18 protein-coding genes are annotated in these 18,641 nt (G+C 70.8%); 15 read left to right on the forward strand and 3 right to left on the reverse strand.

Annotated elements, in window-relative coordinates; translation table 11 throughout:
• The first annotated feature begins 107 nt into the window (after positions 1-107).
• Positions 108-1,307: a signal recognition particle-docking protein FtsY gene (gene ftsY, locus ACIRDU_RS26150; RefSeq protein WP_403583816.1), complete on the forward strand. Its 1,200-nt coding sequence runs from the start codon at positions 108-110 to the stop codon at positions 1,305-1,307.
• Between the two features lie 108 nt (positions 1,308-1,415).
• Here ftsY and ACIRDU_RS26155 read toward each other — a convergent pair whose 3' ends face one another.
• Positions 1,416-2,078, reverse strand: coding sequence for a bifunctional DNA primase/polymerase (locus ACIRDU_RS26155; protein ID WP_403583358.1), 663 nt, complete (start codon positions 2,076-2,078; stop codon positions 1,416-1,418).
• Between the two features lie 445 nt (positions 2,079-2,523).
• Between ACIRDU_RS26155 and ACIRDU_RS26160 the strand changes: the two genes are divergently transcribed.
• The 5 genes from ACIRDU_RS26160 (at position 2,524) to ffh (ending at position 10,151) form a co-directional block, all read left to right on the forward strand.
• Positions 2,524-4,020, forward strand: a complete 1,497-nt coding sequence (locus ACIRDU_RS26160) for a hypothetical protein (RefSeq protein ID WP_403583359.1) — start codon at positions 2,524-2,526, stop codon at positions 4,018-4,020.
• 337 nt (positions 4,021-4,357) lie between these two features.
• Positions 4,358-5,698, forward strand: coding sequence for an ammonium transporter (locus tag ACIRDU_RS26165; protein ID WP_403583361.1), 1,341 nt, complete (start codon positions 4,358-4,360; stop codon positions 5,696-5,698).
• Positions 5,695-6,033 carry a P-II family nitrogen regulator gene (locus tag ACIRDU_RS26170; RefSeq protein WP_030231663.1) on the forward strand — a complete coding sequence of 113 codons (339 nt, stop codon included), beginning with the start codon at positions 5,695-5,697 and terminating at the stop codon, positions 6,031-6,033. The genes ACIRDU_RS26165 and ACIRDU_RS26170 overlap by 4 nt, the downstream gene beginning before the upstream one ends.
• Before the next feature lie 38 nt (positions 6,034-6,071).
• Positions 6,072-8,519, forward strand: coding sequence for a [protein-PII] uridylyltransferase (locus ACIRDU_RS26175; RefSeq protein WP_403583364.1), 2,448 nt, complete (start codon positions 6,072-6,074; stop codon positions 8,517-8,519).
• A gap of 81 nt (positions 8,520-8,600) precedes the next feature.
• The gene (ffh, locus tag ACIRDU_RS26180) at positions 8,601-10,151 is read left to right on the forward strand and encodes a signal recognition particle protein (RefSeq protein ID WP_403583366.1); all 1,551 of its coding nucleotides are present in this window, start codon (positions 8,601-8,603) and stop codon (positions 10,149-10,151) included.
• A 77-nt stretch (positions 10,152-10,228) separates the two neighbouring features.
• On the opposite strand, the gene ACIRDU_RS26185 is transcribed toward ffh, so the two are convergent.
• On the reverse strand, positions 10,229-10,831 hold the full coding sequence (locus tag ACIRDU_RS26185; protein ID WP_403583368.1) for a hypothetical protein: 603 nt from the start codon (positions 10,829-10,831) through the stop codon (positions 10,229-10,231).
• Positions 10,832-10,974: 143 nt separating this feature from the next.
• Positions 10,975-11,829 (reverse strand): methyltransferase domain-containing protein, encoded by an 855-nt coding sequence (locus tag ACIRDU_RS26190; protein ID WP_403583370.1) that lies wholly within the window; start codon positions 11,827-11,829, stop codon positions 10,975-10,977.
• 571 nt (positions 11,830-12,400) lie between these two features.
• On the opposite strand from ACIRDU_RS26190, the gene ACIRDU_RS26195 reads away from it, so the two are divergent.
• The 9 genes from ACIRDU_RS26195 to lepB (ACIRDU_RS26235) all read left to right on the forward strand — a co-directional run bounded on the left by ACIRDU_RS26195 (position 12,401) and on the right by lepB (ACIRDU_RS26235) (position 18,610).
• Positions 12,401-13,003 (forward strand): hypothetical protein, encoded by a 603-nt coding sequence (locus ACIRDU_RS26195; protein ID WP_403583372.1) that lies wholly within the window; start codon positions 12,401-12,403, stop codon positions 13,001-13,003.
• Positions 13,004-13,295: 292 nt separating this feature from the next.
• Complete coding sequence (gene rpsP, locus ACIRDU_RS26200; RefSeq protein WP_010044494.1) at positions 13,296-13,715, forward strand: 30S ribosomal protein S16; 420 nt, start codon at positions 13,296-13,298, stop codon at positions 13,713-13,715.
• A 2-nt stretch (positions 13,716-13,717) separates the two neighbouring features.
• Entirely contained in the window at positions 13,718-13,957 is a 240-nt protein-coding gene (locus ACIRDU_RS26205; RefSeq protein WP_003973401.1) for an RNA-binding protein, read from the forward strand.
• Between the two features lie 82 nt (positions 13,958-14,039).
• Positions 14,040-14,582 carry a ribosome maturation factor RimM gene (gene rimM / locus ACIRDU_RS26210; protein ID WP_403583375.1) on the forward strand — a complete coding sequence of 181 codons (543 nt, stop codon included), beginning with the start codon at positions 14,040-14,042 and terminating at the stop codon, positions 14,580-14,582.
• A complete protein-coding gene (trmD, locus tag ACIRDU_RS26215; protein ID WP_403583377.1) occupies positions 14,582-15,415 on the forward strand; it encodes a tRNA (guanosine(37)-N1)-methyltransferase TrmD in 834 nt (277 codons plus the stop codon). Before rimM ends, trmD begins: the two co-directional genes overlap by 1 nt.
• A 136-nt stretch (positions 15,416-15,551) precedes the next feature.
• Positions 15,552-15,902, forward strand: a complete 351-nt coding sequence (gene rplS, locus ACIRDU_RS26220) for a 50S ribosomal protein L19 (RefSeq protein WP_289940158.1) — start codon at positions 15,552-15,554, stop codon at positions 15,900-15,902.
• A 45-nt stretch (positions 15,903-15,947) separates the two neighbouring features.
• Complete coding sequence (gene lepB, locus ACIRDU_RS26225) at positions 15,948-16,673, forward strand: signal peptidase I (RefSeq protein WP_403583380.1); 726 nt, start codon at positions 15,948-15,950, stop codon at positions 16,671-16,673.
• Complete coding sequence (gene lepB, locus ACIRDU_RS26230) at positions 16,666-17,760, forward strand: signal peptidase I (RefSeq protein WP_403583382.1); 1,095 nt, start codon at positions 16,666-16,668, stop codon at positions 17,758-17,760. Before lepB (ACIRDU_RS26225) ends, lepB (ACIRDU_RS26230) begins: the two co-directional genes overlap by 8 nt.
• Positions 17,648-18,610: a signal peptidase I gene (lepB, locus tag ACIRDU_RS26235; protein ID WP_403583384.1), complete on the forward strand. Its 963-nt coding sequence runs from the start codon at positions 17,648-17,650 to the stop codon at positions 18,608-18,610. Before lepB (ACIRDU_RS26230) ends, lepB (ACIRDU_RS26235) begins: the two co-directional genes overlap by 113 nt.
• The last annotated feature ends 31 nt before the right edge of the window (positions 18,611-18,641 follow it).

Here is an 18,641-nt window from a genome sequence, read left to right on the forward strand (position 1 = left end):
TGACGAGGCGTCAGACATCCAGAGGTGTGGAGATCCGGCGGCCCGCGGCCTTCCGGGGCGGTGCGAGCAAGGTGACCCGGGGCCCCATGACTGATACTGGACGCGTTATGGACATCGTCATCCTTGCTGTAGTCATCGCCGTGGTCGTGCTCGGCGCGCTCGGCGGGCTCATCGTCGGCAGCCGGCGCAAGAAGCAGCTGCCCCCGCCCCCGCCCGCAGCGCCCGACATCACCGCCCCACCGGCCGAGCCGCACGTCGGCGACGAGGCCGAGACGCCGCGGGAGGAACCGCGGCGCACGATAGAGGAGGTGGATCTCCCGGACGGCTCGGCTCCGGTCGTAGTCGAGGAGCCGCCCGCAGAAGCTCCCCCGATCGAGATCCCGGAACCCACCGCCGGCCGCCTGGTCCGGCTGCGGACCCGGCTCTCCCGCTCGCAGAACGCCCTCGGCAAGGGGCTGCTCACCCTGCTGTCGCGCGAGCACCTCGACGAGGACACCTGGGAGGAGATCGAGGACACGCTGCTCACCGCCGACGTCGGCGTACAGCCCACCCAGGAACTGGTCGAGCGTCTGCGCGAGCGCGTGAAGGTGCTCGGCACCCGCACCCCCGAGGAACTGCGCACCCTGCTGCGCGAGGAACTGCTCACCCTGGTCGGCCGCGACATGGACCGCGTGGTCAAGACCGAGCCGGAGGACCGCAAGCCGGGCATCGTGATGGTCGTCGGTGTCAACGGCACCGGCAAGACCACCACCACCGGCAAGCTCGCCCGCGTCCTGGTGGCCGACGGCCAGAGCGTCGTCCTCGGCGCGGCCGACACCTTCCGGGCCGCCGCCGCCGACCAGCTCCAGACCTGGGGCGAGCGCGTCGGCGCCCACACCGTGCGCGGACCGGAGGCCGGCGACCCCGCCTCCGTCGCCTTCGACGCGGTCAAGGAGGGCAAGGAGATGGGCGCGAACGTCGTGCTCATCGACACCGCCGGCCGCCTGCACACCAAGACCGGCCTCATGGACGAGCTCGGCAAGGTCAAGCGGGTCGTGGAGAAGCAGGCCCCGGTCGACGAGGTGCTGCTCGTCCTGGACGCCACCACCGGCCAGAACGGCCTGGTCCAGGCTCGGGTCTTTGCCGAGGTCGTGGACATCACCGGCATCGTGCTCACCAAGCTCGACGGCACGGCCAAGGGCGGCATCGTGGTCGCGGTGCAGCGCGAGCTGGGTGTCCCGGTCAAGCTCGTCGGGCTCGGCGAGGGTCCGGACGACCTGGCGCCGTTCGAGCCGGAGGCGTTCGTTGACGCCCTTATCGGAGAGTGAGCTCGGCACCTGCCGAGGAAGACCTCCGGACATCCGTACGTGCACAAGAAGCGCCCGCCCCCGAGGTGCAGTCGGGGCCGGGCGCTTCGCTGTGTGTCCCTGCGGCGGTCAGGCGCGTGATCGGTGCGCCACGTACGCCAGCGTGCCCAGCACCAGGCGGGCCTCCGGTGGACGGGACGCCGAGTCCAGGGCGGGGGAGCGCAGCCAGCGCACCGGGCCCAGGCCGCCGCGGTCGGACGGCGGCGCCGTGATGTGCGCGCCCGGGCCGAGGCCGCGCAGGTCGAGGGAGTCCGGGTCGTCCCAGCCCATGCGGTAGAGCAGACCGGGCAGGTCGGCGGCGGCGCCGGGGGCGACGAAGAAGTGGGCGCGGCCGTCGGGCGTCGCCGCGACCGGGCCGACGGGCAGGCCCATGCGCTCCAGCCGGGCCAGCGCACGGCAGCCGGCGGGCTCCGCCACCTCGATGACGTCGAACGCCCGGCCCACCGGCAGCATCACCGAGGCGCCGGGGAACTCGCCCCACGTCTCGGTCACGTCGTCCAGCGTCGCCCCGGCGGGGAGCACCGGCGCGAAGTCCAGCGGGTGCGCGCCCGGCGCCGGGCAGTCACCGCGGCCGCAGGAGCAGGCGCCGGCGGAGGCCCGGGCACCCGGCACCACGTCCCAGCCCCACAGTCCCGTGTACTCGGCCACGGCCGTGCCGTCCGACGTGCGGCGGCGGCGTGAGCCGGACCGGATGTCGCGCATGCCCCGGCTGATGCCGATCGTGAAGCCCATGCCCCCTCCAACGGGTCCGACGCACCGGTGGTTACGCTGCGGACGCGATGCGTGACTCTCTGTTTCCGGCTTCCCGGCGGCGGTCGGTTCATTCAGCGCCCGGATGTGCCCGGGGTGGCGTGCCCGGCGACGCGCGCCCCCGAATGCATCGCTGCACCCGCTCCTGGTTGTGCTGTGTCAAGTGAATCGCGCCCAGGCGTACAGGAGTTCATTCGATGGGGTGGCGAATGGTGGCGTTTCCGTGTGAGCCGTGGCTGGACGGGTGATCGTAGGATTACTCTGTGTGCATGAGTCCTGGGGGCACATGCGCTCGTGGGTATGCCGGAGGCAAGTCGTCATTCCGTTCGAAGGGTGACAAGGGCCGGACGGACGGCCCTACGGACCGGCATGCTGATAGGGCTTGGCGCACTCGGCGACAAGTGGTCTCAGGGATGGGGGCGTTCCAGTGAGCGGCAACGGCGGAGGCGGAACGGACGCTGCGGGCGCGAACCACGCTGACAAGCGCCCGAACGAGCTGCTCACCTCCTGGTTCGTGCGCAGCGGCTGGTCCAAGGGCGAGCTCGCCCGCCAGGTCAACCGCAGGGCACGGCAGTTGGGCGCCAACCACATCTCCACGGACACTTCCCGCGTGCGCCGCTGGCTCGACGGCGAGAACCCCCGGGAGCCGATCCCCAAAATCCTGTCCGAGTTGTTCTCGGAGCGCTTCGGCGTCGTCGTCTCCGTCGAGGACCTGGGGCTGCGCACGGCGCGCCGGGCGCCCTCCGCGACCGGCGTCGATCTGCCCTGGACGGGCCCGCAGACCGTGGCCCTGCTCAGCGAGTTCTCGCGCAGCGACCTGATGCTGGCGCGGCGCGGCTTCCTCGGGAGCTCGCTGGTCCTGTCCGCGGGCCCGGCCCTCATCGAGCCCATGCAGCGCTGGCTCGTCCCCTCGCCCCCGGCCCCGCGCTCCGAGCCCGACCCCGCGGCCGCTTCCGGGCGGGCCCGCGGCCGCCTCTCCAAGCCGGAGCTCGACCTGCTGGAGTCCACCACGGTGATGTTCCGCCAGTGGGACGCCCAGTGCGGCGGCGGCCTGCGCCGCAAGGCGGTCGTCGGGCAGCTGCACGAGGTGACGGACCTGCTCCAGGAGCCCCAGCCCGAATCCACCACCCGGCGGCTGTTCAAGGTCGCCGCCGAGCTCGCCGAGCTGGCCGGCTGGATGTCGTACGACATCGGGCTCCAGCCGACCGCGCAGAAGTACTTCGTCCTCGCGCTGCACGCCGCCAAGGAGGCCGGTGACCGGCCCCTGGGGTCCTATGTGCTGTCCAGCATGAGCCGCCAGATGATCCACCTCGGCAGGCCCGACGACGCGCTGGAGCTGATCCACCTCGCGCAGTACGGCAGCCGGGACTGCGCGAGCCCGCGCACCCAGTCGATGCTGTATGCGATGGAGGCCCGCGCTTACGCCAACATGGGGCAGCCCGGCAAGTGCAAGCGGGCGGTCCGGATGGCCGAGGACACCTTCTCCGAGGCCGACGAGTGGGACGAGCCGGACCCCGACTGGATCCGCTTCTTCTCCGAGGCCGAGCTCTACGGGGAGAACAGCCACTCGTACCGCGACCTCGCCTACGTCGCCGGCCGCAGCCCCACGTACGCCTCGCTGGCCGAGCCGCTGATGCAGCGGGCGGTGGAGCTCTTCGCCGCGGACGGCGAGCACCAGCGGTCGTACGCACTGAATCTGATCGGCATGGCCACGGTGCACCTCCTCCGGCGTGAGCCCGAGCAGAGCACGGTCTTCGCCACCGAGGCCATGCAGGTCGCCAAGAAGGTCCGCTCCGAGCGTGTCAACACCCGTATCCGCAAGACCGTCGACACCGCCGCCCGCGACTTCGGTGACCTCGGTGAAGTCGTCGACCTCACCGAGCGGCTCGCCGCTGAACTGCCCGAGACCGCCGAGGCGGTCTGAGAAGCCGCACGACCCTCAGAACCCCGGCCGCGGCCGGCCCTCCCGAACTGCCCGACTCGGCTCCCCCATGCCAGGTCATCGGAAGGCCGACCGCGGCCGGTCCGTGTTCCCACGGCTGCCTGAAACCGAAGGTTGCGCCACGATAACGATCGGCGGGCCCGTAATCCGGCAGTTCATCGACGCGTAACACAGCAGGCGCCTTCGTCACGGCCGCGAAACAACGAGGGGCTTCCACCGAAACCGCGCTGCGCCAATCTCGTGGCGCATAACCGGCCCACCCCTCATTCCGCTCGAGGCTTCGCCCGCACGGGGCCGTACCAATGACGAGGAGACGCCGATGGCACCAGCCATCACCCTTGCCGCAGAAGCGCCCAAGCTCTCTGCCGCGAACACAGGGTTCATGCTCATCTGTTCCGCCCTGGTGATGCTCATGACGCCGGGTCTGGCCTTCTTCTACGGAGGCATGGTCCGCGTCAAGAGCACCCTGAACATGCTGATGATGAGCTTCATCAGCCTCGGGATCGTCACCATCCTGTGGGTGCTGTACGGCTTCTCCATGGCGTTCGGCACCGACTCCGGCAGCCTCATCGGCTGGAACTCCGACTGGGTCGGCCTGAGCAACATCGGCCTGACGGAGCTGTGGCCCGGCTACACCATCCCGGTGTTCGTGTTCCTGGTCTTCCAGCTGATGTTCGCGATCATCACGCCCGCCCTGATCAGCGGTGCCCTCGCGGACCGCGTCAAGTTCAGCGCGTGGGCGCTGTTCATCGCCCTGTGGGCCACGGTCGTCTACTTCCCGGTCGCGCACTGGGTCTGGGGCACCGGCGGCTGGGCCTTCGAGCTGGGCGTCATCGACTTCGCCGGTGGTACGGCGGTGCACATCAACGCGGGTGCCGCGGCGCTCGGCGTGATCCTCGTCATCGGCAAGCGCGTCGGCTTCAAGAAGGACCCGATGCGTCCGCACAGCCTGCCGCTGGTCATGCTCGGCGCCGGTCTGCTGTGGTTCGGCTGGTTCGGATTCAACGCCGGCTCCTGGCTCGGCAACGACGACGGCGTGGGCGCGCTGATGTTCGTCAACACCCAGGTCGCCACCGCCGCCGCCATGCTGGCCTGGCTCATCTACGAGAAGATCCGCCACGGCGCGTTCACCACGCTGGGCGCCGCCTCCGGCGCGGTCGCGGGCCTGGTCGCCATCACCCCCGCCGGCGGCGCGGTCACCCCGCTCGGCGCGATCGCCGTCGGCGCCATCGCCGGTGTGCTGTGCGCCATGGCCGTCGGCCTGAAGTACAGGTTCGGCTACGACGACTCCCTCGACGTCGTCGGCGTCCACCTGGTCGGTGGTGTCCTCGGCTCCCTGCTGATCGGCTTCTTCGCCAGCGGCAAGGGCCAGTCCGAGGTCGAGGGCCTCTTCTACGGCGGCGGCCTGACCCAGTTCTGGAAGCAGTGCGCCGGTGTCTTCGCGGTGCTCGCCTACTCCCTGATCGTCTCCGCGATCCTCGCCTTCATCCTCGACAAGACCATCGGCATGCGGGTCTCCGAGGACGACGAGGTCGCCGGCATCGACCAGGCCGAGCACGCCGAGACCGCATACGACTTCAGCGGCGCCGGTGGCGGTGCCGCCAAGACGGCCGTCACGGCCCCGGTCGCCGCAGCCGCGAGCAAGAAGGTGGACGCATGAAGCTCATCACCGCCGTCGTGAAGCCGCACCGGCTCGACGAGATCAAGGAGGCCCTCCAGGCCTTCGGAGTACACGGCCTGACGGTCACCGAGGCCAGCGGCTACGGTCGTCAGCGGGGCCACACCGAGGTCTACCGCGGTGCCGAGTACACCGTCGACCTGGTCCCCAAGATCCGCATCGAGGTTCTGGTCGAGGACGACGACGCCGAGCAGCTGATCGACGTGGTGGTCAAGGCGGCCCGCACCGGCAAGATCGGTGACGGCAAGGTCTGGTCCATCCCGGTCGAGACAGCCGTACGGGTCAGGACCGGCGAACGCGGACCCGACGCGCTCTGAAGGCCCTCGAGGCAGGCGAACGGAACAGGAGCCACTGGGTGACGGGTACGGACGTGCACAAGGAAGCAGAGGACTCGGGACCCAGCGGCTACGCGGCGGCCCGGCTGCGTCTCCTCACCGAGGAGGCGCGGTCCGGGCCGCCGCGCCGTGCGGCCCTCGCCGAACTGACGGACGACTGGCTGACCGGTCTGTTCAGCGCGGGCGCCGAGGGGCTGCGCGGGGCCTCGCTGGTCGCCGTCGGCGGCTACGGGCGCGGTGAGCTGTCCCCGCGCAGCGACCTCGACCTGCTCCTGCTGCACGACGGCAGCGACACCAAGGCGGTCGCCGCCCTCGCCGACCGGCTCTGGTACCCCGTCTGGGACCTGGGACTGGACCTCGACCACTCGGTCCGCACACCCGCCGAGGCCCGCAAGACCGCGGGCGAGGACCTCAAGGTGCAGCTCGGCCTGCTGGACGCCCGGCACATCGCCGGCGACCTCGGCCTCACGGCGGGACTGCGCACCGCCGTTCTCGCCGACTGGCGCAACCAGGCGCCCAAACGCCTCCCCGAACTCCAGGAACTGTGCGCCGAGCGTGCCGAGCGCCAGGGCGAGCTGCAGTACCTGCTGGAGCCCGACCTGAAGGAGGCCCGCGGCGGCCTGCGGGACGCCACCGCGCTGCGGGCCGTCGCCGCCTCCTGGCTCGCCGACGCCCCGCGCGAGGGCCTCGCCGACGCCCGGCGCCGGCTCCTCGACGTCCGCGACGCCCTGCACCTGGCCACCGGGCGCGCCACCGACCGGCTGGCCCTCCAGGAGCAGGACCAGGTGGCCGCCGAGCTCGGCCTGCTCGACGCGGACACGCTGCTGCGGCAGGTGTACGAGGCGGCGCGGCTCGTCTCGTACGCCAGTGACGTCACCTGGCGCGAGGTGGGGCGCGTCCTGCGCTCGCGCGCCGTGCGGCCCCGGCTGCGCGCCATGCTGGGCGGCGGCAAGCCGACCGCCGAACGGTCTCCACTGGCCGAGGGCGTGGTGGAGCAGGACGGCGAGGTGGTGCTCGCCCGCGCCGCGCGCCCCGAGCGCGACCCCGTGCTGCCGCTGCGCGCCGCGGCCGCCGCCGCGCAGGCCGGACTCCCGCTCTCCCTGCACGCCGTACGGCGCCTGGCGGCCACCGTGCGCCCGGTGCCCACCCCCTGGCCCGCCGAGGCCCGCGAACAGCTCGTCACCCTGCTCGGCTCCGGCCGCCCCACCATCGAGGTCTGGGAGGCACTGGAGGCGGAGGGGCTGATCACCCAGCTGCTGCCCGACTGGGAGCGGGTCCGCTGCCGCCCGCAGCGCAACGCCGTGCACCTGTGGACCGTCGACCGGCACCTGATCGAGACCGCGGTGCGCGCCTCCGAGTTCACCCGCCGGGTCAGCCGCCCCGACCTGCTGCTGGTCGCCGCGCTGCTGCACGACATCGGCAAGGGCTGGCCCGGTGACCACTCGGTCGCCGGCGAGATCATCGCCAAGGACGTGGCCGCCCGCATCGGCTTCGACCGCCACGACGTGACCGTCATCGCCACCCTCGTACGCCACCACCTGCTGCTCATCGACACCGCCACCCGGCGCGACCTGGAGGACCCGGCCACCGTGCGCTCCGTCGCCGAGGCCGTCGGCTCCCAGGGAACCCTGGAGCTGCTGCACGCGCTCACCGAGGCCGACGCCCTCGCGACCGGCCCGGCCGCCTGGTCGTCCTGGCGCGGCTCGCTCGTCGCCGACCTGGTCAAACGGGTCTCGGCGGTGCTCGCCGGGGATGCCCCGGGCGACCCCGAGGAGGCCGCGCCCACCGCCGAGCAGGAGCGGCTCGCCCTGGAGGCGGCCGCGACGGGCAGCCCGGTGCTCTCACTGCGGGCCCAGACCGAGCCGCCCGCCGGGCAGGAGCCGTCCGGCGACCCCGAGCCGCTCGGCGTGGAGCTGCTCATCGCCGTACCCGACCAGCCCGGGGTGCTGCCCGCGGTGGCCGGCGTCCTCGCCATGCACCGGCTGACCGTCCGGACCGCGGAACTGCGCTCCCTGCACCTCCCGGACGGTGTCGACGGCTCCGTCCTGCTGCTGGACTGGCGGGTCGCCGCCGAGTACGGCTCGCTGCCGCAGGCCGCCCGCCTGCGCGCGGACCTCGTCCGGGCCCTGGACGGCTCCCTGGACATCGCCGGCCGCCTCGCCGAACGGGACGCGGCCTATCCGCGCCGCCGGGGCGTGATCGCCCCCGCGGCCCGGGTGTCGGTCCACCCGGCCGCCTCCCGGCTGGCCACGGTCATCGAGGTCCGCTCCCAGGACGCCCCGGGCCTGCTGTTCCGCATCGGCCGCGCCCTGGAGGACGCGAGCGTGCGGGTGCGCAGCGCGCATGTCTCCACGCTCGGCGCCAACGCCGTCGACGCCTTCTACGTGACCGGGCCGGAGGGCGCGCCCCTGCCCGGGGACGAGGCGGCATCGGTGGCGCGGAAGCTGGAGGAGACACTGCGGGGGTGAGGCCGACCCGGCGACTTGTCGCGCCGGGATACCCTGGAGGGCGATTCCCTGTAGCCACCGACCCCGAGGACCGCGAGCGCCGTGTTCGATACTCTCTCCGATCGCCTCTCAGCGACCTTCAAGAACCTGCGCGGCAAGGGACGGCTCTCCGAGGCGGACATCGACGCCACGGCGCGCGAGATCAGGATCGCGCTCCTCGAGGCGGACGTGGCGCTTCCCGTCGTCCGGACGTTCATCAAGAACGTCAAGGAGCGTGCCCTCGGCGCCGAGGTCAGCAAGGCGCTGAACCCCGCCCAGCAGGTCCTCAAGATCGTCAACGAGGAACTGGTCACCATCCTCGGCGGCGAGACCCGGCGCCTGCGCTTCGCCAAGCAGCCGCCCACCGTGATCATGCTGGCGGGTCTGCAGGGTGCCGGTAAGACCACCCTCGCGGGCAAGCTCGGCCGCTGGCTGAAGGAGCAGGGCCACTCGCCGCTGCTCGTCGCCTGTGACCTCCAGCGCCCCAACGCCGTCAACCAGCTCAGCGTCGTCGCCGAGCGCGCCGGTGTCGCGGTCTACGCCCCCGAGCCGGGCAACGGCGTCGGTGACCCGGTCAAGGTCGCCAGGGACTCCATCGACTTCGCCAAGTCCAAGGTCCACGACATCGTGATCGTGGACACCGCCGGCCGCCTCGGCATCGACCAGGAGATGATGCAGCAGGCCGCGGACATCCGCGACGCCGTCTCCCCGGACGAGATCCTGTTCGTCGTCGACGCGATGATCGGCCAGGACGCCGTCAACACCGCCGAGGCCTTCCGCGACGGCGTCGGCTTCGACGGCGTGGTGCTCTCCAAGCTCGACGGCGACGCCCGCGGTGGTGCCGCCCTGTCGATCCGGCAGATCACCGGCAAGCCGATCATGTTCGCGTCGAACGGCGAGAAGCTCGACGACTTCGACGCGTTCCACCCTGACCGGATGGCCTCCCGCATCCTCGACATGGGTGACCTGCTCACCCTGATCGAGCAGGCGGAGAAGACGTTCAGCCAGGAAGAGGCCGAGAAGATGGCCTCCAAGCTGGCGTCCAAGAAGGGCCAGGACTTCACCCTGGACGACTTCCTGGCCCAGATGGAGCAGGTCCGGAAGATGGGCTCCATCTCCAAGCTGCTCGGCATGCTCCCGGGCATGGGCCAGATGAAGGACCAGATCAACAACCTCGACGAGCGCGACGTCGACCGCACGGCCGCCATCATCAAGTCGATGACCCCGGCCGAGCGCCAGGAGCCGACGATCATCAACGGCTCGCGCCGCGCCCGTATCGCCAAGGGCTCCGGCGTCGAGGTCAGCGCGGTCAAGAACCTGGTCGAGCGGTTCTTCGAGGCCCGCAAGATGATGTCCCGCATGGCCCAGGGCGGCGGCATGCCCGGGATGCCGGGGATGCCCGGCATGGGCGGCGGCCCCGGCCGGACGAAGAAGAAGCAGAAGCAGGCCAAGGGCAAGCAGCGCTCCGGCAACCCGATGAAGCGCAAGCAGCAGGAGCAGGAGGAGGCCGCCCGCCGGGCCGCCGCGGCCGAGGCCGGCGGCGCCTTCGGACTGCCCCAGCAGGGCGGCAAGGACTTCGAACTCCCCGACGAGTTCAAGAAGTTCATGGGCTGACGGCCCGTCTCGAACCGCAGTGAGGGCGCCCCCTTCCGGAAGGGGGCGCCCTCAGCGGCTTCTCCGCAGCCCGCCGGTCAGCTGTTCGGGAACTTCCAGATGAACGGCTCGCCGTCCTCCTCGGACCAGTGGACCTCGACGCTCTTGGCGTTCGCCGGGATCACGTACGTCTCGCAGAAGACATGACTCTCGCCCTGCTTCCAGCTCTCGACGTCGTACGGGTCCTCGCAGCCCGCGGCGTCCTCGGACGCGCCGATGAGGACGGTGCCGCGCTGTCCGTCGGCGAAGACCGTGGTGCCGTCGTGCACATCGGAACCGTCGGTGAGGGCAGGCCCGCTCTTGTGCGTGTACTTCAGGTGCGCGACGGCCAGCACCATGCCCTTGACCTTGTCGGGTTCCGAGACGGCCTTCGCCGCCTCCGCCTCGGTGCCCACGCCGACCTTCTGTGCCAGGACTTCGTAGGTGACCTCGCCCGGGTCCTCCGCGACCTTGCCCGTGGCGCTCTCGCCGGCCCCCATCTCACCGCCGGAGCTCGGCTCCGGCGACGGTGAGGCCTTGGCCTGGGCGGTGCCCGTGCTCTTCGTGTCGGCCGTGTCGTCGCCGCCACCGCAGGCGGTGAGCGTGAGGGCGAGGACGGCGACGGGCGCGACGAGACGCAGCGCGGTCTGGTGGTGCGGCACAGCAGCTCCTGTATGCAGATGTGTAGGTCCCCCGAGCGGTGGATCACATCAAGCGTTCATGATCCACTTGGTGAAACCGAAAGCACCCCATGGTGCATCTTCACACCATTCACACCTGCATCGGAAACTCGTTCGTCAAGGCGTCAGGGCGTCCGGGCGATCAGGTACCGGAACACGTTCGGCATCCACACCGTCCCGTCCTGCCGCTGGTGCGGATGCAGGGCCTCGGTCAGCTCCTTGTCCACCTGCACCTGGTCCGTCGCCGTCATCGCCGCGTCGAACAGCCCCGTCGACTTCAGGCCGCGTACCGCGCTGTCCACGTCGGCGTAGCCGAAGGGGCACGCCACCCGCCCCGACCCGTCCGGCTCGAGCCCGGCCCGCTGGGCGACGTCCTCCAGGTCGTCCCGGCAGGCGGGGCGCCAGCTGCCCGAGTTGCGCAGCGGCTCCGCCAGCTTCGTGGCCACCCGCATCACGGACGCCGTCGCGCAGCGCTCCGGCGGACCCCAGCCGGCCAGCACCACGGCCGCTCCGCGCCGGGCGAGCGGCGTCGCCTCCGCGAGCAGTCCGCCCAGCCCCTCCGAGTCGCCCGCCAGGCACCCGATCGGCTCGAAGGCGGTCACCAGGGTGTACCCCGGAGCGCCCGGCTCCGCGGTGTCCCGGGGCGAACCGTCGACCAGCCGGGCGTTGGGACGCGGATGCGTGCCCGGCGTCTCGGGCAGCAGCCGCTCCCGCGCCAGGGTCATTCTTTCGGGGGAAGCGTCGACACCGGTGACCGCCGCTCCCCGGGCGGCGGCCATCAGCAGGGAGAGCCCGGAACCGCAGCCGAGGCCGAGCAGCCGCGTGGCGGGACCCACTTCCAGTCGCTCGTAGACGGCCTCGTAGAGCGGTACGAGCATCCGCTCCTGGATCTCGGACCAGTCACGCGCGCGTGCACGCAAATCCACGCGGGGTGCGGCCCCCGCGTGAGGCAGGTGCTGCCGCACGAGCGTAGGTGTCATAAGTAAGCGCCCCAATCCGCCGAGAGTTGCCTCTTGCCCGATTCCATGGCCCCCGTGACAGTGCGCTCGCACTACCCCCGTATGCCAGGAAACTCCCCCCTCGACCTGTCGTCCAGTGGAATGCGCCCCGCTTCGAGAGTTGTCATGTGCCTATGGCGAGATTTCACATTCCGGCAACCATGACCCGCCCCGTCCGGCCCCCGGCAGGGCGACCGTACGGTGTCCGGTCGTCGAGGACGGGGCGGTGCCGGACGCCGGCGGCGCACCGGGTAACGTCGCGGTCGTCGCACGCGCTTACTGAGGTGTGCACGCGCTTACCGAGTGGGGTGCAAGGCGACCGAAACACCTCTTGCGAACCGGCGGATCCCTGTCGCCCCGGCGCGCGGACAGGCTCTACGCGCCGGCGCGTACGCGTGACTACGCACCACCTTGTGGTGAGCTGTGAGGCTTCTCCACAGATCAGCGCACCCGCCCTCGTCAGGACGCATCAGAGGCAACTGACGGGTACGTGCAAATTATTTGGGATGGCCCGGAATCGGAACACTGGGGCACCCCGGCTCGTTGTCATTACGTGAGCACGACACAGACACCACCTGTACTCGCCGCAGAGCTGGCACAGGCGTGGGCCGACATTCAGCGGTACCACCCCGAGCTGCCCGACCTTGCCGCGCCAGAGTCCCTGATCGGGGAGTCGTCGTCCGCGTGCGGTCACGAGCTCTCCTTCGAGCGACTGCTCCATGAGGCAGTCCATGGCATCGCCGCCGCCCGCGGCGTCCGCGACACCTCCCGTGCCGGCCGCTACCACAACCGCAGATTCCTCGCCATCGCCGAGGAGATGGGCCTGGACCACCCCGAGGAACCGCATCCCAGCAGCGGCTTCTCCCTGGTCACGCTCACCCCCGAGGCGAAGCGCCGTTACCGCCCGACCATGGAGCGTCTCCAGCGCGCCCTGAAGGCCCACACCGCCGCGACCTCCTCCGACACCTCCCGCACCTTTCGGGGCCCGGCCGCCCGCCACGGCTCCTCCGGCGGTGGCGTACGCGTCAAGGCGGTCTGCGACTGCGGCCGCAACGTCCGGGTCGTCCCGTCCGTCCTCGCCCAGGCCCCGATCGTCTGCGGCGGCTGCGGCAAGCCGTTCCGGATCCCGGACGTCGTGGGAGCGGTAGCGAGCTGACGCCCTGCACCGGCATCTCGTGGCTGCCGGTCTGCGGCGCAGGGCTCGGGCCGTGACGCGCACCCGACGTGCCTCATCCACGCCGGGTGCGCCGACGGCATGCCCGCACGGCGGCTCCTGCCCCCGGCCCGGAGCGACCCACAGGGTGTGGCACAATGGCTAGCTGTACTCGACAGCCGCACAGGAACCCTCTCGCCTCCGGCTGACGCGTCCATCGGGCACTCGGGTACCGCAACCCCACGCGGCATCTCCGCCGTGCCCAACCACGTCAAAACCAGGAGAACCCACTCCCGTGGCAGTCAAGATCAAGCTGAAGCGTCTGGGCAAGATCCGTTCGCCTCACTACCGCATCGTCGTCGCCGACTCCCGTACCCGCCGTGACGGCCGGGCCATCGAGGAGATCGGCAAGTACCACCCGACGTACAACCCGTCGGTGATCGAGGTCGACGCCGAGCGCGTGGCGTACTGGCTCGGTGTCGGCGCTCAGCCGACCGAGCCCGTGATGGCCATCCTCAAGAAGACCGGCGACTGGCAGAAGTTCAAGGGCGAGCCCGCCCCGGCTCCGCTGCTGACGCAGCCCGAGAAGGCCGCGCGCCCGTCGTTCGAGGCCATCGGCGGCGACGACGAGGGCAAGGGTGAGGCGATCACCCAGAAGAAGAAGGCTGAGAAGAAGGACGAGGCCGCCGCTGAGTCCGCTTCGACCGAGGCCTGAGCATGCTCGAGGAGGCTCTCGAGCACCTCGTGAAGGGCATCGTCGACAACCCTGACGATGTGCAGGTCGCCTCGCGCAACCTGCGCCGCGGTCGCGTGCTCGAGGTCCGGGTCCACCCGGACGACCTCGGCAAGGTGATCGGCCGCAACGGCCGCACCGCACGCGCCCTGCGCACCGTCGTGGGCGCCATCGGCGGTCGCGGCGTCCGCGTCGACCTCGTCGACGTGGACCACGTCCGCTGACGCTTATCGCGCAACCGGCTCGGGCCGGGGACGGCCTGAGGGCCGTCCCCGGCCCGCAGTCGTATGACAGGAGAATGGACACGTGCAGCTGGTAGTCGCACGGATCGGCCGCGCCCATGGCATCAAGGGTGAGGTCACCGTCGAGGTACGGACCGACGAGCCGGAGCTGAGGCTGGCCCCCGGTGCCGTGCTCACCACCGATCCCGCCACCGCGGGACCGCTCACCATCGAGACGGGCCGCGTCCACAGCGGCCGCCTCCTGCTGCGCTTCGAGGGCGTCAGCGACCGCAGCGGCGCCGAGGCCCTGCGCAACATCCTCCTGATCGCCGAGGTCGACCCGGAGGAGCTGCCGGAGGGCGAGGACGAGTACTACGACCACCAGCTCATCGACCTCGACGTGGTCACCGCGGACGGCACGGAGGTCGGCCGGATCACGGAGATCTCACACCTGCCCACCCAGGACCTGTTCATCGTGGAGCGTCCCGACGGCAGCGAGGTGATGATCCCCTTCGTCGAGGAGATCGTCGCCGAGATCGACCTGGAGGAGCAGAAGGCCGTCATCACCCCGCCGCCGGGCCTGATCGACGATCGCGCCGAGATCGCCTCCAGCCGGGACGAGTCGTAATGCGTCTCGACGTCGTCACGATCTTCCCCGAGTACCTCGAACCGCTGAACGTCTCCCTCGTCGGGAAGGCACGCGCGCGTGGACAGCTCGACGTGCACGTCCACGATCTGCGCTCCTGGACCTACGACCGCCACAACACCGTCGACGACACCCCGTACGGCGGCGGCCCCGGCATGGTCATGAAGACCGAACCCTGGGGGGAGGCACTGGACTCCGTCCTGGCCGACGGCTACGAGACGGGTTCCCGCACGCCCGCCCTCATCGTGCCCACGCCCAGCGGCCGCCCCTTCACCCAGGAACTCGCCGTCCACCTCTCCGAGCGCCCCTGGCTGATCTTCACGCCGGCCCGCTACGAGGGCATCGACCGCCGCGTCGTCGACGAGTACGCGACACGGATGCCGGTCTACGAGGTGTCCATCGGCGACTACGTCCTGGCCGGCGGCGAGGCGGCCGTCCTCGTCGTCACGGAGGCCGTGGCGCGGCTGCTGCCCGGCGTCCTGGGCAACGCCGAGTCCCACCGGGACGACTCCTTCGCGCCCGGCGCCATGGCGAGCCTGCTGGAGGGGCCCGTCTACACCAAGCCGCCCGAGTGGCGCGGCCGGGACATCCCCGACGTGCTGCTCAGCGGCCACCACGGGAAGATCGCCCGCTGGCGGCGCGACGAGGCCCTCAAGCGCACGACCGCCCACCGGCCCGACCTCATCGAGCGGTGCGAGCCCAAGGCCTTCGACAAGAAGGACCGCGAGATGCTCTCCATCCTCGGCTGGGCACCGGACCCGGCGGGGGAGCCGTACGGCCGATTTTGGCGCAGGACCGAGGGCGTGGAAGAATAGCCAGCTGTTGTGCGTCCGTCCGGCGTGCGCCCCTGCCACAGGGGGAGACGACGTCCGCCCCGACCCGCACACACCTGATCCCGAAACACCTAGTTTCCGTTGATGACCTGTGGCATCAGCGAGGAAAGCAGACGAAATGTCTCACCTGCTCGACACCGTCGACGCCGCGTCGCTGCGCAGCGACGTCCCCGCCTTCCGCCCGGGCGACACCGTCAACGTCCACGTCCGCGTCATCGAGGGCAACCGCTCCCGTGTGCAGCAGTTCAAGGGCGTCGTGATCCGCCGCCAGGGCTCCGGCGTGCGCGAGACCTTCACGGTCCGCAAGGTCTCCTTCTCGGTCGGCGTCGAGCGCACCTTCCCGGTGCACACCCCGATCGTCGAGAAGATCGAGCTCGTCACCAAGGGTGACGTCCGTCGCGCCAAGCTGTACTACCTGCGCGAGCTGCGCGGCAAGGCCGCGAAGATCAAGGAGAAGCGCGAGAACTGAGCGCTCTCCGGGGTTCGCGTCGGGGCCGGATAGCATCTGGCTCCGATGGACACCGAAGCACAGCAGACGGAGCGCGACCGCTCCTCCCGCCCTTCCGGATCCGAGGGAACGACCTCGGAAGCCGCAGGGCCGGAGGACCGGTCGCGTTTCGCGTTGCCGGCGCGGATCGCCTCCTTGGTCCCGGGCGGCCGGATCACTCTCACCCTGCTGGTCTTCCTGGCGTCCCTGCTGATGGTCAGCACGTTCGTGCTGCGGCCGTTCCAGATCCCCAGCGGATCGATGGAGCAGGGATTGAGGATCGGGGACCGGGTTCTCGTAAATAGGTTGGCGTACCGTTTCGGTGCCGCGCCGCAGCGGGGAGACATCGTCGTGTTCGACGGGACCGGGTACTTCGGGCACGCGGACTACATCAAACGCGTTGTCGGCGTGGGGGGAGACCACGTGGTCTGCTGCGACAGGGAGGGGAGGATCCAGGTGAACGGCCGGCCGGTCGACGAGTCACGCTTCCTGTTCCCCGGCGACACCCCGTCCACGGTGCCCTTCGACCTCGTCGTGCCCGGCGGCACCCTGTTCGTCCTCGGTGATCACCGCAGCGACTCCAGCGATTCCCGCGATCACCTCGGCTCGCCGGGCGGCGGCATGATCCCCGTCGGCGAGGTGATCGGCCGCGCCGACTGGATCATCTGGCCCTTCGCTCACGCCACCCGGCTGCACCGGCCCGACGCCTACGCGCGCGTGCCCGCCGCCGCAAGGGCGGGCGCCCATGGGTAACCGCGGCAAACCGCGCGGCGTCCCCGCCAGCCCCGCGGAGAACCTGCTGCCCACCGGCGCCCGGCGCGCCGCAGGCCCGTCGGGCGGCGGCCGTACGCGCGCGGAGCGCCGCAAGCTCCAGCGCAAGGTCAAGCGGCGCCGCAGGCGGGGCGCGGTCAAGGAGATACCGCTCCTCGTGGGCGTCGCCGTCCTGATAGCGCTCGTGCTGAAGACGTTCCTCGTCCAGGCCTTCGTCATCCCGTCCGGCTCCATGGAGCAGACGATCCAGATCGGCGACCGCGTTCTGGTCGACAAGCTCACCCCGTGGTTCGGTTCGAAGCCGCAGCGCGGGGACGTCGTCGTCTTCAAGGACCCCGGCGGCTGGCTCAAGGACGAACAGCCCACCACGCAGAAGACGGACCCCGTCGTCATCAAGCAGGTCAAGGAAGGGCTCACCTTCATCGGCCTGCTGCCGTCGGAGAACGAGAAGGATCTCATCAAGCGGGTCGTCGGCGTCGGCGGCGACCGCGTCCAGTGCTGCGACACGCAGGGGCGCGTGACCGTCAACGGCGTCCCGCTGAACGAGGACTACCTGTATCCCGGTATCGCCCCGTCCGACACGCCGTTCGACATCACCGTCCCCCAGGGGCGGCTGTGGGTGATGGGCGACCACCGGAACAACTCCGCGGACTCCCGCGCCCATCAGGACACCGACTACGGGGGCACGGTCTCCGAGGACGAGGTGGTCGGGCGCGCCATGGTCATCGCCTGGCCCTTCGGGCACTGGACCATGCTGGAGGAACCGAATACCTACGCCTCCGTGTCCGACTCGGCCACCGGGTCGACCGCTGCTCCCGAACTGTCGCATAGGGTTGCCCCCTACGATCCGAACGGAACGATCCAGCTCCCGACCCCTGCGGAACTCCCGCTCGTTATGGGAGTGGTGGGCCTGCGCCGTGTATGGGGCAGGCGGCGGCACAGAGTGAGGAGTTGGCGTGGGGGATGTGGCGGTTGGCGCACGGTCCGGACACGACGGCGAGGAGCATCGCGGACGCCCCGCGGAATCCGCCGTCCCGGCCGCGGACAGCGCCGTGACCTCCGGGAGTGACTCCGGGGCAGCCGAGGACGACAGGGTGACGGGCGAACACACGACAGCCGAGGACCAGGGGCCGGGCGGACCGGCCCGGACGCCGAAGAAGCCGCGCTCCTTCTGGAAGGAGCTGCCCATCCTGATCGGCATCGCGCTGGTACTTGCGCTGCTGATCAAGACCTTCCTGGTACAGGCCTTCTCCATCCCCTCCGACTCGATGCAGAACACCCTCCAGCAGGGTGACCGCGTCCTGGTCGACAAACTCACCCCCTGGTTCGGCTCCGAGCCCGAGCGCGGCGAGGTCGTCGTCTTCCACGACCCGGACAACTGGCTGGCGGGCGAGCCGACCACGGATCCGAACGCCCTGCAGACCTTCCTCAGCTGGATCGGCCTCATGCCGTCCGCGGAGGAGAAGGACCTCATCAAGCGCGTCATCGGCGTCGGCGGCGACACGATCCAGTGCAAGGGCACCGGCCCGCTCACGGTCAACGGCAAGGCGCTGGACGAGCGGTCGTACGTCTACGCCGGCAACACGCCGTGCAGCGTCGACGACCAGGGCGGCCAGTTCAAGGTGAAGGTCCCCGAGGGCTACATCTGGGTCATGGGCGACCACCGGCAGAACTCGCGGGACTCCCGCTACAACCAGTCCGACAAGAACCACGGCATGGTCCCGGTGAAGGACGTCGTCGGACGCGCCGTCGTCGTCGCCTGGCCGATCAACCGCTGGGACACCCTGCCGGTGCCGGACACCTTCGACCAGTCCGGTCTGAACGCCCAGCCGGCCGCCGCCGGCTGGACCGTCGCGCCGCAGGGTCTGGCGCTCGCCGGTGTGGTGCCGGTGGTGTGGTGGCGTCGCCGGAAGCAGTGATCCCGACCATGGGCTGACCCCGGCCGGTACC

Origin of the sequence: Streptomyces sp. NPDC093598, assembly GCF_044764825.1 — a bacterium.
Classification (GTDB): Bacteria; Actinomycetota; Actinomycetes; order Streptomycetales; family Streptomycetaceae; genus Streptomyces.

Bases quoted from the DNA above. Each gene is read 5' to 3' on its own strand.
- ACIRDU_RS26190 (WP_403583370.1), bottom strand. From the start codon at position 11,829: ATGACACCTACGCTCGTGCGGCAGCACCTGCCTCACGCGGGGGCCGCA.
- ACIRDU_RS26165 (WP_403583361.1), top strand. From the start codon at position 4,358: ATGGCACCAGCCATCACCCTTGCCGCAGAAGCGCCCAAGCTCTCTGCC.
- ACIRDU_RS26205 (WP_003973401.1), top strand. From the start codon at position 13,718: ATGCTCGAGGAGGCTCTCGAGCACCTCGTGAAGGGCATCGTCGACAAC.
- ACIRDU_RS26155 (WP_403583358.1), bottom strand. From the start codon at position 2,078: ATGGGCTTCACGATCGGCATCAGCCGGGGCATGCGCGACATCCGGTCC.
- lepB (WP_403583382.1), top strand. From the start codon at position 16,666: ATGGGTAACCGCGGCAAACCGCGCGGCGTCCCCGCCAGCCCCGCGGAG.
- lepB (WP_403583380.1), top strand. From the start codon at position 15,948: ATGGACACCGAAGCACAGCAGACGGAGCGCGACCGCTCCTCCCGCCCT.
- rplS (WP_289940158.1), top strand. From the start codon at position 15,552: ATGTCTCACCTGCTCGACACCGTCGACGCCGCGTCGCTGCGCAGCGAC.
- ACIRDU_RS26170 (WP_030231663.1), top strand. From the start codon at position 5,695: ATGAAGCTCATCACCGCCGTCGTGAAGCCGCACCGGCTCGACGAGATC.
- ftsY (WP_403583816.1), top strand. From the start codon at position 108: ATGGACATCGTCATCCTTGCTGTAGTCATCGCCGTGGTCGTGCTCGGC.
- trmD (WP_403583377.1), top strand. From the start codon at position 14,582: ATGCGTCTCGACGTCGTCACGATCTTCCCCGAGTACCTCGAACCGCTG.